13 protein-coding genes are annotated in these 16,105 nt (G+C 67.8%); 6 read left to right on the forward strand and 7 right to left on the reverse strand.

What is annotated here, in order from left to right; all coding sequences use genetic code 11:
• The first annotated feature begins 47 nt into the window (after nucleotides 1–47).
• The 3 genes from FB460_RS08860 (at nucleotide 48) to FB460_RS08870 (ending at nucleotide 4,521) form a co-directional block, all read left to right on the forward strand.
• On the forward strand, nucleotides 48–1,766 hold the full coding sequence (locus FB460_RS08860) for an ABC transporter ATP-binding protein (protein WP_170210023.1): 1,719 nt from the start codon (nucleotides 48–50) through the stop codon (nucleotides 1,764–1,766).
• Nucleotides 1,763–3,460, forward strand: a complete 1,698-nt coding sequence (locus FB460_RS08865; protein ID WP_142093763.1) for an ABC transporter ATP-binding protein — start codon at nucleotides 1,763–1,765, stop codon at nucleotides 3,458–3,460. Before FB460_RS08860 ends, FB460_RS08865 begins: the two co-directional genes overlap by 4 nt.
• Nucleotides 3,461–3,525: 65 nt before the next feature.
• Nucleotides 3,526–4,521, forward strand: a complete 996-nt coding sequence (locus FB460_RS08870) for an NAD(P)/FAD-dependent oxidoreductase (RefSeq protein ID WP_142093764.1) — start codon at nucleotides 3,526–3,528, stop codon at nucleotides 4,519–4,521.
• Here the strand turns inward: FB460_RS08870 and FB460_RS08875 are convergent.
• Genes FB460_RS08875 through FB460_RS08885 form a run of 3 tightly spaced genes read right to left on the reverse strand, consistent with a single transcriptional unit; the run spans nucleotide 4,502 to nucleotide 9,131 of the window.
• The gene (locus FB460_RS08875) at nucleotides 4,502–6,673 is read right to left on the reverse strand and encodes an ABC transporter ATP-binding protein/permease (RefSeq protein ID WP_142093765.1); all 2,172 of its coding nucleotides are present in this window, start codon (nucleotides 6,671–6,673) and stop codon (nucleotides 4,502–4,504) included. The genes FB460_RS08870 and FB460_RS08875 overlap by 20 nt on opposite strands.
• Nucleotides 6,670–7,599: an ABC transporter permease gene (locus tag FB460_RS08880; protein WP_170210024.1), complete on the reverse strand. Its 930-nt coding sequence runs from the start codon at nucleotides 7,597–7,599 to the stop codon at nucleotides 6,670–6,672. Before FB460_RS08880 ends, FB460_RS08875 begins: the two co-directional genes overlap by 4 nt.
• Nucleotides 7,599–9,131, reverse strand: a complete 1,533-nt coding sequence (locus tag FB460_RS08885) for an ABC transporter substrate-binding protein (protein WP_142093767.1) — start codon at nucleotides 9,129–9,131, stop codon at nucleotides 7,599–7,601. Before FB460_RS08885 ends, FB460_RS08880 begins: the two co-directional genes overlap by 1 nt.
• Before the next feature lie 89 nt (nucleotides 9,132–9,220).
• On the opposite strand from FB460_RS08885, the gene FB460_RS08890 reads away from it, so the two are divergent.
• Both FB460_RS08890 and FB460_RS08895 read left to right on the forward strand, forming a co-directional pair.
• Nucleotides 9,221–9,454: a hypothetical protein gene (locus tag FB460_RS08890; protein ID WP_142093768.1), complete on the forward strand. Its 234-nt coding sequence runs from the start codon at nucleotides 9,221–9,223 to the stop codon at nucleotides 9,452–9,454.
• A gap of 87 nt (nucleotides 9,455–9,541) precedes the next feature.
• Nucleotides 9,542–10,171 carry a 4'-phosphopantetheinyl transferase family protein gene (locus FB460_RS08895; protein ID WP_142093769.1) on the forward strand — a complete coding sequence of 210 codons (630 nt, stop codon included), beginning with the start codon at nucleotides 9,542–9,544 and terminating at the stop codon, nucleotides 10,169–10,171.
• Between the two features lie 24 nt (nucleotides 10,172–10,195).
• On the opposite strand, the gene FB460_RS08900 is transcribed toward FB460_RS08895, so the two are convergent.
• From FB460_RS08900 to FB460_RS13200, 4 genes are all read right to left on the reverse strand, one after another.
• Nucleotides 10,196–10,861 carry a DUF4282 domain-containing protein gene (locus FB460_RS08900; protein ID WP_142093770.1) on the reverse strand — a complete coding sequence of 222 codons (666 nt, stop codon included), beginning with the start codon at nucleotides 10,859–10,861 and terminating at the stop codon, nucleotides 10,196–10,198.
• Between the two features lie 32 nt (nucleotides 10,862–10,893).
• Nucleotides 10,894–11,859: a Gfo/Idh/MocA family protein gene (locus tag FB460_RS08905; protein WP_170210025.1), complete on the reverse strand. Its 966-nt coding sequence runs from the start codon at nucleotides 11,857–11,859 to the stop codon at nucleotides 10,894–10,896.
• Between the two features lie 114 nt (nucleotides 11,860–11,973).
• Nucleotides 11,974–13,611 carry a chaperonin GroEL gene (gene groL, locus FB460_RS08910; RefSeq protein ID WP_142093772.1) on the reverse strand — a complete coding sequence of 546 codons (1,638 nt, stop codon included), beginning with the start codon at nucleotides 13,609–13,611 and terminating at the stop codon, nucleotides 11,974–11,976.
• A gap of 256 nt (nucleotides 13,612–13,867) precedes the next feature.
• Nucleotides 13,868–15,049, reverse strand: a complete 1,182-nt coding sequence (locus FB460_RS13200) for a hypothetical protein (RefSeq protein ID WP_211345924.1) — start codon at nucleotides 15,047–15,049, stop codon at nucleotides 13,868–13,870.
• 206 nt (nucleotides 15,050–15,255) lie between these two features.
• Between FB460_RS13200 and FB460_RS08920 the strand changes: the two genes are divergently transcribed.
• Entirely contained in the window at nucleotides 15,256–16,101 is an 846-nt protein-coding gene (locus tag FB460_RS08920; RefSeq protein WP_142093773.1) for a YbaB/EbfC family nucleoid-associated protein, read from the forward strand.
• Nucleotides 16,102–16,105: the final 4 nt, after the last annotated feature.

A 16,105-nucleotide genomic window follows, 5' to 3' on the forward strand; every position in this document is an offset into this window, starting at 1 on the left:
GCACCTCAATGCGGAATATCAAGCGACGCCCATTATCATCAATGCCCATGTCCGCTCTCCCCTCTCTGACCCGCCCCGTACACGGCCGCCTCATCGCAGCCGGAACGCTCCAGGCTCTTGCCGGAGTCTGTTCGGTGGCGCCGATGATGTTGACTGCGGCCATCGCTGAAGGTCTGCTCGCCGGAGACGGTCCCCGCTGGGATCTCGTGGCCACCATGGCGATCACTCTGTTCATCCGCGCCGTGGCACTGGCCGGGGCCACGACCGTGGCGCACCTCGCCGACAACGATCTCCAGCTCGTCCTGCACCGACGCCTCACCGATCATCTCGGTCGCGTCCGCCTCGACTGGTTCACCCGCACCCCTGCGAGCACCGTCAAACGGGCCGCGACCGACGACGTGGGCGCCCTGCATCATCTCGTCGCCCATGCCTGGCTCGACGTGGTCGGTGCCCTCTCGGTCCCCGTGGCCGGCATCGCCTACCTGCTGTGGCGCGCTCCCCTGCTCGGAATGATCGCTTTGGTCCCGGCGGCCATCGGCCTCGCCATCCAGATCCATCACAACCGCACCCTCGGCCCGAAGATGGCGCACTATCAGCGAGCGACGACCGAACTGGACCGGGCCGCGACCGAGTACGTGGAGAACGTCCAGGTGGTCAAGGTCTTCGGGCGCAGTGGTTCGGCGCATTCACGGTTCGACGCCGCCGTCGGTGACCACGGCGCGTTCGTGCAGCGCTGGGCCAAGGAGGTGGGGGGCGCCATGACCGCGGTGGAGATCCTCCTCTCACCGCTCCTGGCCGCGGCCGTGGCCGTCGTGGCAGGGGCACTGCTGGGGCTGCCCGTCGCCGCCGTGATCGCCGTGGCACTCGTGGCCCCGGGCCTCTCGGCACCGGCTCTGGCCCTCGCGTTCGCGATGCAGGACATCAGCGCGGGGCGTCGGGCGGCCGAACGACTGATGGAAGTGCTCGGAACCCGCACAGACGAACGACCACAGGACGGGAACTGGCCCCGCAGGCGGCCACGGATCCGTTTGGAGGACGTCACCGTGGTCAGTGATGACCGCGTGTTGTTGGCGGGGGTCTCCGCCACGATCGAGCCTGGCACGCAGCTCGCCATCGTCGGCCCCTCCGGAGCAGGGAAGACCACGCTGCTCAAGACCCTCTGCGGTCTCCGCGCCCCCGATTCGGGCCGCATCCTGATCGACGATGTGGACCTCGCCGACATTCCGCTGGAACAGGTCGGAGCACACATCGGTCATGTCTCCCAGGATGTCGGGATCATCCGCGGCTCGGTCGCCGAGAACGTCATGCTCGGTCATGAGGACGCCGACCCCGACACCATCGCAGATGCCCTGCGCAAAGCACAGCTCTGGGATCGCGTCGAGGAACTCCCCGACGGGCTCGACACCGTCATCGGTGAGGACGCCACGTTCTCCGGCGGGGAACGGCAGCGTCTCGCGCTCGCCCGTGCCTTCTTCTCCACACCCGGCACCCTGCTGCTGGATGAGCCGACCGCATTCGCCGACCTCGAATCCGAGGCCCTCATCGACGCCGCTCTGGCCGACGCCCCCCGCAACGCCGTCAACACCATGGGGGAACGGCCGACCGTGGTGAGGATCGACCACCGTCTCGGGTTCGCCCACGACGCCGATGTGGTGTGGGTCCTGGAGGACGGCCATCTGGTGCAGGCAGGAGCTCCCGGTGATCTGGCGTCCGATCCCACCGGACGTTTCGCCGCCCTGCGCCAAGCCCGAGAGGTCACCGCATGATCCGCCGCACAGCCCGCCTCCTGACCGGTTCGGACGCCCGCCGATACCGCCTGTCGCTGGCGATGCTCACCCTCGCCGCCGTCGCCGAGGGTCTGACGCTGGGGCTCACGATCCCGGTGGTGCGTGGGTTGTCCACCGGTGACGCGCACACCCTCGCCATCATCCTTGCCGTCGCCGCCGTCGCCTGGACGGTCCTCCAGGGGATGGCGGTTCGGATGAGTCGTGCCTGTGGTTACGGCCTGGCCGTGGGCATCAATTCCCGCATCGGTGATCACATCGCCGCCCTGCCCCTGGGGTGGTTCACCCGTGACCGGCGCGGGGATGTCGCCCGATTGGTCACCGCCGATGCCATGCAGATCATGGGGCTCCCGGCCCATCTGCTCCCCCGCCTCATGGCGAGCTCGGTGATGCCGCTGACCCTGTTGGTCGTGATCGCGGTCGTCGACCTGCGCATCACCCTCGTCGCGTTGGGATTCCTCCCCCTGCTGCTGGCCTGCGCCGAGTGGGGGCGCCGCATGGTGGCCCGCAGTGACGCCGCACTCGCCGAGGCCCAATCCGAGGCGGCCAGCCGCGTCATCGAGTTCTCCCGACTTCAACCGACGCTGCGTCTGGCCGGACGCAACAGCGTGGGCCGTGAACGTGTGGACGCTGCCCTGGCCGACATCGCGAAGCGCTCCGGAGCGATGATCCGGCTCGTGCTGCCCGGCGTCACGCTGTTCACCCTCATGGTGCAGGTGATGCTCACCGCATTGTTGGCGCTCACGGTCTGGTGGGTGGCCGACCCCGTCGATGCGGTGATCCTGTTCCTGCTCGCGGTGCGGTTGGCCGAGCCTCTCCGGTCGGTGGCCGAGCTGTCGGCCGCCCTGCGCATGGCCGGTGGCGCGATGGACCGCCTCGATGCGTTGCTCGCCACCGAGCCCCTCACCGAACCCGCGACTCCCGGAACGATCACCGATCCCGGCGCACTCGAGCTCTCCGGCGTCCGTTACGGCTACGGCGATCCAACAGCTGACACCGCCGTGGTGCTCGACGGGATCGATATCGACGTGCGACCGGGACAGAATGTCGCCATCGTGGGGGCTTCCGGTTCGGGCAAGAGCACGATCCTGCGTCTCGCCGCACGGTTCATGGACGCCGACGCCGGGGAGGTTCGTCTCGGCGGCACCAACATACGGAACCTGACCGCCGAGCAGATCGCGGCACAGGTGTCCTTCGTCTTCCAGGACACACCTCTGCTCGCCGGCACCCTGCGTGAGAACATCCTGCTGGCCCGGCCCGAGGCCACCGGTGCCGAACTTGCCCGAGTGCTCGATCTGGCCCGGGTGACGCCACTCGTCGAACGTCTGCCGCAGGGGCTCGACACTCCCCTGGGCGATGTAGGAGGCACGCTCTCGGGCGGTGAGCGTCAACGCGTCGCGATCGCCCGCGCGTTGGTGAAGCAGGCACCTCTGGTGCTTCTCGATGAGGTGACGGCCGCGCTCGACACCGAACAGCAGGCCGCCGTCATCGACGGCATCAACGCTCTGACCGAACAGGCGACCGTGGTGATGGTCGCCCATCGTCTCAGCACCGTGCAGCACGCCGACCAGATCCTCGTGCTCGGTGAGGGCCGGATCCTCGAACGGGGCACTCATCAGGAGCTGCTCGCCCACGACGGCCACTACCGACGTCTTTGGAGCCACGACTTCGTCTGACCCCACCTTCATCCGCCACGACTTCGCCCCCTGCAGAACAGACATTCGACCGGAAGGACCCGATCATGACCACACCGTTCTCCACCGCCGACGAGCAGGACACCGCCGGCGACCGCCCCAAAGCCGATCGTCCCGAAGCCGATCGTCACGATGTCGCGGTCATCGGGGCCGGCCCGGCCGGTCTCAGTGCCGCGATGGTGCTCGGTCGGCAGCAGCGCCGCGTCGCACTGGTCGACTCGGGCCGGGCACGCAATGCCCCGGCGCGGGAGATGCACATGGTGCTTTCGCGCGATGGCTTCCCTCCATCGGAGTATCGCGCTCTGGCCACCGCCGAACTGGACGCCTACGACCACATCGACAAGATCTCCGGAACCGTCACCACGATCACCGGCTCGGTCGGCGAATTCGTCCTCCGCCTCGACGATGATCGTGAGATCCAGGCTTCCCGCATCCTGCTGGCCACCGGTATGACCGACCACCTCATCGACCTTCCCGGGCTCGCTGAACGGTGGGGGCGCGGCGTCTACCACTGCGCGTACTGTCATGGTTTCGAGTCACGCGGCCGCACGATCGGTGTGGTGGCGCTGCGGGCCGCCGATGCCGTGTTCGCCCGTTACCTCGCCGACCGCTTCAGCGACGACGTGGCCCTCTATCGCCTCGACGGGGTGGAGATCGACGCGAAGATGCTCGCGCTGGCCCAGGCCGGTGACGTCCGTATCGTCGATGGACATGTGACGGGAATCGAGGGTGAGGAGCCCACCCTGCGACTGCTGATGGCCGATGGGACGACGCACGAGCGCGAGGTGATCTTCCATCGTCCCGACGCGCGTCAGTCCTCCCCGCTGGGGGCTGATCTCGGGTGCGACATCGACCCCGATTGGGACAGCATCCTGGTGGACGCCCAGCACCGCACCGGCGTCGACGGGGTGTACGCCGCAGGGGATGCCACGCAGCTCCGTGACCTGCCCAATCCTGTCGGTTTCGTCGCGACGAGCGCGGGTCAGGGCCAGACCGCAGCCATCTGGATCGAGACCGAACTGTTCACCCAGAACTTGGGCTGAACCGCTCGACGTGCAGCACACGGTGGCACGCCGAGGCCACGTCGGGGTCATGCGTGACGATGACAACGGCACGGCCACGGCGCGCCTGCTCGGCCAGGATCTCCAACACCGTGCGCGCCGCACGGGCGTCCAGCCCAGCAGTGGGTTCATCCACAAGCAGCAGTTCGGGTTCCCCCGCCAGTGAACGAGCAAGGTTCGCCCGCTGACGCTGTCCGCCGGAGCACTCCCCCGGTCGGCGCCCGGCCAGTTCTGCGACGTTGAGGTCGGCCAGGGGCTGTGTCGATCCTGCGCCTGTTCGTGATGATGAGCCCGCGCCCGCTCGGGCGACCTGACGTCCGATGGACCAGAACGGGTTGAGCGCGAGCCCCGCATCCTGGGCGACGAGACCGATCTCCTCCGGTGCGATGACCTCCGAAGGCGGCGTGGGCGTCCCGGCCCGCATGGGGTGCAGCCCACAGATCGTGCGCAGCAGTGTGCTCTTGCCGAGCCCCGAGGGTCCCTGCACCGCGAGCATCTCCCCGGCTGCGACCTCGAAGGTGACGTCCTCCAGCAGCAGCCGACCATCGGGGGTGGCCACATCGAGGCCGTCCACACGCAGCAGACCGGATTCGGTGGGTGTCGCCAGGCTCAGATCGGTGATGTCCTCCCCCTCCGCGGGGTCGTCGGTGACCGTTCCGCCCTCCGCGCCGGGCACCACGTGTTCCACCCGATCACAGACGGCCGCGAGGAAGGCTTCGTCGTGGCTGACGACGACCGTCGCGCCGGACAATGTCTCGGCCCGTTCACGAACCAGCCGGGTGACCGCTGCGATCGATCCACTCTCGAGGCCCGCCGTGGGTTCGTCGAGAAGCAGCACCTCGGGGTCGGAGCACAGGGCGCGCAACATCGAGACGCGCGCCGCCTGACCACCGGAGAGCCTCGCCGGTCGGTCCAGCAGGTTGGCCGGCAGCCCCGCCCGGTCCAAGAGGGTGGCGTCGATCGGCCCGGTCGCCGACTCGGGTCGCCCATCGGCGATCACCTGACGCACGGTGAGTCGCGCGTCGATGGTGTCGCCGGGGTCCTGCTCGGCCAGACCGATGCTGGTACGACGCCAGCAGCGTCGGCCAGCCTCCGCGAGGCCACGGCCACCCAAGGAGATCTCTCCGCTCACGTGCAGCCCCGGCGCGGGATCACCGGCCAACACACCGAGCAGCGTCGACTTGCCGACGCCCGAAGGTCCCTGGATGCCCACGACCTCACCGGGGCGCACAACGAAACGGGGCACCCGAATGACGATGCGGCCCGCGCGTCGCACCTCGACATCACACAGGTGCACCGATGCCTCGGTGTCGGTCCCGGTCGTGGTCGCATCGCTCCATCCACGTTGAGCGTGGGGTTCGGGCGGGCGAAGGAGTTCGGCCGCCGCATCCAGACCGGCGAGGAGGGCCAATGAAAGGAACGAGAGCGCGATCGCAGGGGCGAGCGTCGCCACCGGTGAGAGCAGGACACCGGAGATGTTGTCACGGATCATCAGGGCCCAGTCCGGCGAGGGTGCCTGTGGCCCCAGCCCGAGGACGTGCACCCCCACCAACAGATGCATCGCCGCGACGCACCGGATGCCCATGTCGGCCACGACCACCGGAGAGAGCGCTGGAGCCAGTTCACGTACCGCCACGAGCAGACGAGACTCCCCACGCAGACGTGCTGCCTCGACGAAACCGGACGACGCGAGGGGCCCGGCGGCGGCATGCAGCTGACGTGCAGACAGCGGAATCCCCAACACGGTCATGACCAGTCCCACCGCAGCCCAACTGGGCAACAACACCGCCGCCGACAGCACCACCACCGCGCTGGGGACCGCGAGCAGGGAGGCCGACGCCTGCGCCAGCACAGCACCCAGACGTGGGCTCTGACACGCGATCAGTGCCACCACCGCCGCTACCAGCGTCGTGGCGATTCCCAGGGGAAGCGCGGGGAGGAACCCGACGCCACCGGCCAGCAGCCGGGACCACACGTCACGCCCCAGATTGTCCGTCCCCAGCAGGCCGGTGAACGGGTCCCAGGGCACCGACCCGGTCTCGGTGACCGACGCGGGGGCCAGTATCGGCCCGAACGCGACGACGCCGATGAGGGTGAGTGAGACGGCGAGAGTGGTCAAGACGCGGATCTTCATCGACGCACCCTCCGGCTCGCGATCATCGCGGCCTGATCCGCCACCCAGAACACGCCAACCGCGAGTGTGGCCAACACCAGGGCGACGCCCTGCACCACGGGCAGGTCGCGGGCGGCCAACGACGAGGCCAGCAGTTGTCCGATGCCCGGGTAAGTGAGAAGGGATTCGGCCACCGTCCCGGCACCGAGGATGCCGGCGGCCGAGATCGCCGCGGCCTGGGCCAGCGCGGGTGTCATGGCCGGCAACACGTGCACACAGGCCACCCGCGTCGGCGACACACCTCGCCGGAGCGCCGAGGTGGGGACACGTCGCTGCCACACCTCCTCGGCGACGCCGGTCAGCACACGGGTGGCGAACATCATCGCCGGGATCGCCAGAGCAAGCGTCGGCAGCACCAGCAGTTCGGGCTGTTCCCAGGGAGGAACCCCTGGCGTCATCAACGAGACCGCGGGCACCATCTGCCACGACACCGCGAGCCACAGCACCAATGCCACCACCAGGACCGCCTCGGGAACCCCGGCGATCGCCGCCACGACACCAGTTCCAATGCGCTGCACGACGCGTCCGCGCAGGCCTCCCAGGATCAGGGCCAGGACCACGGCACCAGCCATGGCGAACAACCAGGCCGGGGCCGCCACGGCCGCCGAGGTCAGCAGCCGGGGCGCGAGCCTGTCGGCGACATCGGCCCGATCCAACCACGACTGCCCGAGGTCACCGCGCAGGGTGTGCCCCCACCAGAGCACCAACCGGATCACCAAGGGGCGCTCCAGACCGAGCCCCCTACGGATGTCGGCGGCTGCCTCCTCGTCGGGGCCGGCCTGCACCGACGCGGCATCACCGGGAAGCAGGGAGGTCAGCACGAAGACGGTCGAGACCACCACCACGATGGTCCCGACCGAACGCAGCAGATGCCACGCCGCGCGCATCACCCGGCGGTGACTTTGTCCAGGCAGTAACGGGCACGACCATCGGCCCATCCCTCGACCCCCGCGGCGGTCACGTCGACACCGTCACCGAAGCCCCACACGACCCAACCGCCCTCGGCGGCCATGCGTGTGTGGAGTTTGCCGATCTTCTCGTTGCGCTCGGCCTCGTCGGTGGTCGACATCGCGTCGGCGAAGTCGGCGTCGAACTCCTTGTCCGACCATCCGGTCTCGGAGAACGCCGAGGTGCTGAGCACCGTCTGCCGCACCGTCGTGGCGAAGGAGGTGTCGGTCCAGTACCCGACGCAGAACGGTTCCACCATGTAGACGCCGCTCCAGTACTCATCGGGAGCGTGTTCGGTCACCTCCACCTCCAGCCCGATCTCGGCCAGCTGCTCGGCCGCGAGCGTCGCGGTGGGCACCATGCCCGGGTAGGCCTGCGTGGTGTGAAGCACGAGCTTGGCGTCGTCACCGAGGTCGGCGTCGGCGATCAGCTTCTTGGCCCCTTCGACATCACGTTCGATCTCGGGTGCATCGGGGACGCCGGGTTGATTGTGCTTGATCATGTCCTTGCCCACCACGCCGTAGCCGAGGAAGACGGTGTCCACGAGAGCCTGCCGGTCCAGCCCCATCTTGATCGCCCTGCGGACCTCCGGCTTGTCGAAGGGCTTGGCGTCGATGCGCAGCAGGAGGGGGTAGCACTCGGCCCCCTCACGGCGGCGCACCGTGAAACGGTCCCCCGCCTTCTCGACCGACGCGGCCGCCGCCGGCGCCAGCGACGAAGCCGCCTGCAGCGCACCGGTGGTGATGGCCTGGGACATGGCCTGCGGATCGCTGAAGCCACGGATCTCAACGGTCTCGGCGCCCTCCTGGCCGCCCCACCACTCGGGGTTGCGCTTGAGCACCACCGTGGTTCCGTCACTGGATTCGAGCAGGAATGCGCCTCCCCCTGCGGGCTCATCGAACTTCTCGACGCCCTCGGGGACCACGAACACGTTGCCCGCCAGCGCGGAGGGAAGCTCGGCGTCGGGAGACATGGTGGCGATCTCGAGTTCGGTGTCGCTGATCGCCTTGGACTTCTCGACGTCGACCGTCCCCAGACGCATCCCGTTCTCGGCCGCGAGGTCGTTCATGCGTTTCATCGAGTGCAGCACATCGGCCGCCCGGACCGGCTCACCATCGGCGAACACCGCGTCGTCACGGAGCTTGAACGTCCAGACCGTCGCGTCGTCGTTGGCGGTCCACTCGGTGGCGAGCCTCGGGATCAACTCACCCTTCTCCTCCAGCAACAACTGGTCATACAGGCAGCTCATGGCGAACCAGTCCGATTCACTGAACAGACTGCCGTGCGGGTCGGTCGCCATCGCGGCCCCGGCGCTCACCGCGCCGAAGGCCAGTGTTCCGCCGGAGGCCCCTCCGGCGGACCCCTCACCCTTGCCGTCGCCGGTCGAGGTTCCACCCCCACAGGCGGTCAGCAGCGCGGCGGCCATCGAGGCTCCACCGAGTGCGATGAAGCGGCGTCGGGTCGTGATCATGGTTCCTCCTGGACGGATGACGGTGCGGATCTCAAGCGCAATAGCAGATGATAACCATTCTCTTAATATTGCGCTCGTGACTCCCCTCCATGGACACGAAGGGCCTCGTCGATCATGGGCACGACGTGATCCAGGGCCGGTTCACGCAGGATCGAATAGTGATGCGCCGGCACGTCATGCACGGCGAACGCCCCAGTGATCCATCGCCCCCACCCGAGGCCGACGTCATCGATGTCATCGACGCCCATGCCCTCACCGCCATTGCGCGGCTACGTTTGCCGCGCCCGATCGAGGAACCAGGTGCTGACATCGGCGAACAGTAGTCGAGCGGCACGTGGGTCAGGGCGTCGAGCACCGGCCCGGTCGTGGCACCGGTCCCGGCACCGATCTCCTGGCCGTATCATCGTCGCGTGCCGAGAACCCTGTTCCCCGACGCCGTGGCCGTGCGATGGTCCACCGGAGACGTGCCGGGCAAACTGCACCCCCGGGAGCAGGAACTGATCCGCTCGGCGGTGCCGTCGCGCGTCGCCGAGTTCCGCACCGGCCGGACGCTGGCACGCGAGTGTCTGGCCGAGTTCATGGGTCCGGCGGCCGCCGACGCGGTCATCGAGCGTCATCCGGATCGCTCCCCCGCATGGCCCAAGGGTTACTGCGGGAGCATCACGCACTGCACCGGACTGCGCATCGCCGTGGTGGCACGACGCGGCGATGTGAGCGCCCTCGGCGTCGACGCCGAACCAGCCGTCGAACTTCCCCCCGAGGCCGTCCCGGAACTGCTCACCACCGAGGAGTGCCGTCTACTGGCCGAGAGAGGCGTCCCCGATGTGCTCGGCTTCTCGGCCAAGGAGAGTCTCTACAAGCTGTGGACCGGCATGGGCGGGGGCTGGCTCGGGTTCTTCGAGGCCCGTATCGCGAATGTCGACGGCCGCGCGCTCAAGGTCGAAGTGACCTCGAACACGCGGCCGTGTGGCGTGCCGCCGGTCATCGACATCGGCTATCGGATATCCGGCGGCCACGTGGTGACGGGCGCATGGCTGTGATCGGCCCGCCCTCGGTCGGGTCGGTCAGTTTCCTCGAGCACGCTCCAGCAGATCACGGGTGTACTGCGCGGTGCGGATCTGCGCGAGGACGGTCTCGATGATCATGCGCAGCACGATCACATAGACAGCCAGGCCGATCAGGTTGGCGATGACGCCCAGCACGGGGAAGATGTACAGGAATCCGGCCCCGCCCATGATGTACGAGAGACTGTCGACCATCGAGCCGACAGTCATGAAGCCGCCGATAACGCTGCCGAGGTAACCGAACACGCCCAGAATGATGCCGAGGATGTAGAAGATCTTCGCGACGCTGGGCGTCACGTAGGCCTCGAACGAGAAGTCGAAGAGGGCCTTGATCCCGTCCTTCGCCCCACGCGCACTCCCGGCGGCGTTGACACCGGCTCCCGGCTGGGCACCCTGCGCGGGCTGCGCCTGCGTCTGGGCCTGCTGCCCGTAACCACTCTGGCCGTAACCGCCCTGACCGTGACCACCTTGGCCGTAACCACCCTGGCCGTAGGCAGGCTGGGCCTGCGTGGGCTGGTCATACGACTGGGCGGGCGGCTCGGTGGCCGACGGCATCGAGGCAGAGGGCATCGATCCGGGCTGCTGACCCTCAGGAGCCCATCCACTGGCGCTGGGCTGGTGCTGGGGTTGCTGAGGCTGCTGGGGCTGGAAGGAGTCATAGCTCATGGGCTCATCTTGGGGCACACACGGCCCACCTGTCAGGTCGAAGGCAGAAGTGGGGTGAGATCCATCAGCTCCCGTGACCGTATCGTGACCTCACGCCAACGGTGTTCGACGCGTCGCTCGGCACAGAGCTCGGCGAAGACCTCCAGGGCGTGATGGAGGTTGTCCTGCGCCTTCCGAGGGGGCCCGTCCAGCAGAAGCCGATGCTCCCCATCGCGCCCGAGGAACTCCACACGGGCCGGCTCGGCCACCGAATCGATCAGGATCGATCCCCGTTCCCCCTCGATGACGCTCGGCCGCGCCGACGTGCTGATCTTCGAATAGCCACACTCGACGAGGAAGTCGTCGTAGGAGAGCAGGAGCGTTCCGGCTGCGTCGAAACCGTTGTGCAGCCGTATCGACGTCGCGGTGGCGCTCTTCGGTGCACCGAACAGGTCGATTGCAGGCTGCAGCGAGTAGACGCCGATGTCGGCGAGTGCCGAATTGCCCAGCTCGGGGCGGAAGGCGTTCTCGATGGTTCCGGCCCGGAACTTGTCGTAACGCGATGAATACTGGCCCTTCTCGAAGGAGACCCGACGCACCTCTCCCACCAGCGAAAGGTTCTCGGAGATCACCTGCCAGGCCGGGTCGAACAGCGGCCGCACCTCCTCCAGGACCACACGGCCGTGCTGGACCGCGGCGTCGAGGATCGTGGCGCATTCAGCGGCGTCGACGCCGAGGGTCTTCTCACACAGCACGTCCTTGCCCGCACTCAGGGCTGCGAGGCACTGCTCGGCGTGGACCGCATTGGGGCTCGCCACATAGACCGCATCCAGACCGGAATCGGCGAGCATCGTATCGAGATCGGTGTGGACGACGCCGATGCCATGGCGCGCTGCGAACTCCTCACCACGCTCCCGAGTGCGGGATTGGACCGCCGTGATCTCGACCTGCGACACCTTCGCCGAGGCGGCCACGAGCCAATCGCTGATGAAGTTCGTTCCGATGATGCCGATACGCACGGATCCATCACAGCACATCGGCCCAGGACGCAGTTCGGCCCGCTCCCCTTCACAGGGAGCGGGCCGAACCGACTCGGCGGGGCCGAATCAGCGCTGAAGCGGGTCAGCGTCCGATCACATCATTCCCATGCCGCCCATGCCGCCCATCTCGTCGCCGGCGTGGCCACCCCCGGCGGGGAGCGGTTCCGGCTTGTCGGCGATGACGGCCTCGGTGGTGAGGAAGAGCGCAGCGATCGACGCGGCGTTCTGCAGAGCCGAACGGGTCACCTTGGCGGGGTCGATGATGCCGGCATCCAGCATTCCGACGTACTCGCCGGTGGCCGCGTTGAGCCCCTGGCCGGCCGGCAGCGAGCCGACCTTCTCCGCGATGACACCGCCCTCGAGACCGGCGTTGATCGCGATCTGCTTGAGCGGGGCCTGAGCAGCATCGATGACGATGCGCGCACCGGTGGCCTCGTCACTGTCGAGGCCGAGCTCACCGGCCTTCTTGGCGGCCTGCAGCAGGGCGACACCGCCGCCGGGGACGATGCCCTCCTCGACGGCCGCCTTGGCGTTGCGCACGGCGTCCTCGATGCGGTGCTTGCGCTCCTTGAGCTCCACCTCGGTGGCGGCGCCCACCTTGATGACGGCCACGCCGCCGGCGAGCTTGGCGAGGCGCTCCTGGAGCTTCTCGCGGTCGTAGTCCGAGTCGGAGTTCTCGATCTCGTTGCGGATCTGGGCCACGCGACCAGCGATCTGGTCGGCGTCGCCGGCACCCTCGACGATGGTGGTCTCGTCCTTGGTGACGCGCACCGAACGAGCGCGGCCGAGCAGCTCGGGAGTGACGGCGTCGAGCTTGAGGCCGACCTCCTCGGAGATGACCTGCCCACCGGTGAGGATCGCGATGTCGCCGAGCATGGCCTTGCGACGGTCGCCGAAGCCCGGGGCCTTGACGGCAACGGACTTGAAGGTGCCACGGATCTTGTTGACGATCAGGCCGGCGAGGGCCTCACCCTCGACATCCTCGGCGATCACGACGAGCGGCTTGCCCGACTGCATGACCTTCTCCAGCAGCGGGAGGAGATCCTTCAGGTTACCGATCTTGGAGTTGGCGATGAGGATGTACGGATCGTCGAGGACCGTCTCCATGCGCTCGGTATCGGTGACGAAGTAGGGCGAGATGTAGCCCTTGTCGAAGCGCATGCCCTCGGTGAGCTCGAGCTCCAGACCGAAGGTGTTGGACTCCTCGACGGTGATGACGCCTTCCTTGCCGACCTTCTCCATCGACTCGGCGATGATCTCGCCGACGGTGGGGTCACCGGCCGAGATGGACGCGGTGGCAGCGATCTGCTCCTTGGTCTCGATCTCGGTGGACATGGCGGCGAGCTCATCGCTGATCGCCTTGGTGGCCTTCTCGATGCCCTTCTTCAGGCCCATCGGGTTGGCGCCGGCGGTCACGTTGCGCAGGCCCTCGCGGACCATGGCCTGGGCCAGCACGGTGGCGGTGGTGGTGCCGTCGCCGGCGACGTCGTCGGTCTTCTTGGCGACCTCCTTGACGAGCTCGGCGCCGATCTTCTCGAAGGACTCCTCGAGCTCGATCTCCTTGGCGATCGAAACGCCATCATTGGTGATGGTCGGGGCGCCCCACTTCTTCTCCAGCACGACGTTGCGGCCCTTGGGGCCGAGCGTGACCTTGACGGCGTCGGCGAGGGTGTTCATGCCCCGCTCCAGGCCGCGTCGGGCCTCGATGTTGAACTCAATAAGCTTGGACATTGGTTCCGGGAAACCTCCCGCGTCGGGGGCACATGGCCCCATTGGTTGGTCAAATCAGTGGTGCCCGGGCGTGCCGGGCGGAACGCCAAGACGATGCCCGCGACGGACGGCCGAGGTCACCCCCGGCCTCACCTGCTTGACGGTGGCACTCACCCTGCGTGAGTGCTAACCCATGTTTAGCACTCGACCCAAACGAGTGCAAAGGCCCGGGAGGAATCCGCCTCATCCGCAAAGGGGCACGCACTTGAGCAACGGCTCAGATCCCGGTGTTCGGCAGACCACGCTGACCGGTCGGCTCCGATTCCCCCACGCTCGTCGACCCGGAGGTCGGCGATGGCGTGTCGTGACTCGGATCGGTGTCGCCGGACACCGGGGTCGGACCCCCTTCACCGGCACCGGGAACGCCCGGTGCGCTTTCCGCAGCCTCGCCCCATGCCTCCCAGAGCCGTTCGGCCGATCCACCGACAGGACCCACGATCGACTCGAGTTCGGCATGCCGGGGCCGCCAGGCATCACCCACTGCGGCGACGGCCTCATCCACCGTGGAGGCCTCGGCCGAGAGCGCCACCAGATAGTCGGGGACCTCCATGGTTGGATCCATCACGGCAACCAGCGGCGTCCCCACCGCCGCGATCTGGGGAAAGATCGACCCGGGGATGCCCACCACGACCTCGGCCGTGGCCGAAGCGGCCAAAGTGCCCTCCTCGGCGATCTCGAACCCCTCCCACAGGGCAGGATCTTCACGGGGGTGGAGCCCGACGCGCACGTGGCGGCCCTGCGCCTGCAGCTCCTTCGCGGTCTCCAGCAGAAGTTCGGTGCCCGGCGCGGCCCCGCCGGTCTCATCCGGATACGTCACCGAGGTGGCGATCAGAACCGTCCCCGGTCGGGGGTCCCGCGGCGCGAGCCCGTCGAGGGAGGGATTGCCCACGATCTCGATCTGTGACGGGTCGACCCCGAGGTGTGCCCCGAAGACATCGGCCTCGTCTGCGGATTGCGCAGTGGCCCCCACCAGGCGCTCCCGGATGTCTGCAGCGAACTCGGCCTCCTCTGGCTGGAGGTACGCCAACGATGAGGCGACCACGGGAAGCGTGTCGAGTTCGTTGACGACGGCCGCCGGCCATTCGGTGGCCCCGTTGACCACCAGAAGATCAGCTCCCCAGTCAGCGGCCTCGTCCAACGTCACGACGTCGACGGCCGAATCGTCACCGACGTGGTCAAGATCGGGGGCGACGAGAGCCATTCGGCCACCCTGCTCCTCCACCTCGTCCACCATCGATTTCACGTGGTAGGTGCCGTAGGGCTCGTTGGTGGCCACCAGCACCGACAGGACACCGTCGTCCGCGGCCCCGGGACCGTCTGCATGCGTCGGCATGATTCCTGCGCCGAGGACGATCAGTCCGGCGAGCAGCGTCAGGAACAGGCGTCGAATGGATGTCATGGCTACCTCTCTGCTGGGTCCACGGACGCCGACCCTTGCGGCACCCGTGGAGCAAGGATGGCTTCACCGCCTACGGGCAGGAGTCCCCTGCACCACGATCGGGTGAACACCAATGGACCAAAGAGGGAACTGATACCGTTACCGACAATGCGGAAGGCTCCAGCCAGAAGGAGCGAGCCCCGGACGGAAACGTCTACATTGGGCGCATGTCCCAATTCGGACTCGACCCGATCAAGTTCCTCAACGACTTCAACGTGTACGTGGCCCAGATGGAGGATCAGGCGCGCGAACTCGCCGAGATTCAACAGGCCACGGCCAAGGAGGTCTCCAACAAGCACGTGAAGATCCGTGTCCAGGCCGGTCGCGTGTTGGGGCTGGAGTTCACCGATGCGGCAGCAGGCGCCTCACCTGTCCAGGTCCGCACCTCCCTCATGGACGCATACCACCGGGCCGCTGCCCGCTCCAACGACCAGTTGGCGAATTCGTTGAGCACGATCGGGCTCGACGGGGTCGCTTCGGGCGTGCGCGAGAGCGCCTCGCCCGATGTCCGCGAGGCGGGTCAGGGCCTCGATCCCGAAGAGCCCCACCAGCGGCCCACAGGGCACACCGAGCCCGAGAAACTCCCATGGGCGTCGGTCGAAGAGCTGTGGGCCGACGCCGGGCTCGACGACGAGGATCTCACCGACATCGCCGCCGAGCTGCGCGAACTGGGGTACGACGATTCCCGACGCAGCGCAACGGGAGACTGGCAGACCGATCTGGAGCAGGCCCTGGCCCAGGTTGAACAGCACAGTGATGATCTGAGACATCGCATCGCAGAGATCACCGGCAGTGCCGAGGGCAAGACCATGACCGTCACGGTGAATGGAGCCGGAAGCCTGACCGATGTCGTCCTGCGCAAGCCCTCCGCCCAACGATCAGCGCAGGAGCTCTCCGCCGATTTCCTGAAACTCTACGGCGAGGCATGCACAGCGGCATCCGAACAGCTGAGTGAGGCCATGCCCGACTCGGACTGGCCCGACATCCCCGGCGTCTCACGCTTCGACATGTGAGCGG

This window comes from Propioniferax innocua (assembly GCF_006716235.1).
Taxonomy (GTDB): domain Bacteria; phylum Actinomycetota; class Actinomycetes; order Propionibacteriales; family Propionibacteriaceae; genus Propioniferax; species Propioniferax innocua.

Coding starts and splice junctions, on each gene's coding strand:
- FB460_RS08900 (WP_142093770.1), bottom strand. CDS start 10,861: ATGAGCTATGACTCCTTCCAGCCCCAGCAGCCTCAGCAACCCCAGCAC.
- FB460_RS08885 (WP_142093767.1), bottom strand. CDS start 9,131: ATGATCACGACCCGACGCCGCTTCATCGCACTCGGTGGAGCCTCGATG.
- FB460_RS13200 (WP_211345924.1), bottom strand. CDS start 15,049: ATGACATCCATTCGACGCCTGTTCCTGACGCTGCTCGCCGGACTGATC.
- FB460_RS08920 (WP_142093773.1), top strand. CDS start 15,256: ATGTCCCAATTCGGACTCGACCCGATCAAGTTCCTCAACGACTTCAAC.
- FB460_RS08880 (WP_170210024.1), bottom strand. CDS start 7,599: ATGCGCGCGGCGTGGCATCTGCTGCGTTCGGTCGGGACCATCGTGGTG.
- FB460_RS08860 (WP_170210023.1), top strand. CDS start 48: ATGTCCGCTCTCCCCTCTCTGACCCGCCCCGTACACGGCCGCCTCATC.
- FB460_RS08875 (WP_142093765.1), bottom strand. CDS start 6,673: ATGAAGATCCGCGTCTTGACCACTCTCGCCGTCTCACTCACCCTCATC.
- FB460_RS08870 (WP_142093764.1), top strand. CDS start 3,526: ATGACCACACCGTTCTCCACCGCCGACGAGCAGGACACCGCCGGCGAC.
- FB460_RS08865 (WP_142093763.1), top strand. CDS start 1,763: ATGATCCGCCGCACAGCCCGCCTCCTGACCGGTTCGGACGCCCGCCGA.
- FB460_RS08890 (WP_142093768.1), top strand. CDS start 9,221: ATGGACACGAAGGGCCTCGTCGATCATGGGCACGACGTGATCCAGGGC.
- groL (WP_142093772.1), bottom strand. CDS start 13,611: ATGTCCAAGCTTATTGAGTTCAACATCGAGGCCCGACGCGGCCTGGAG.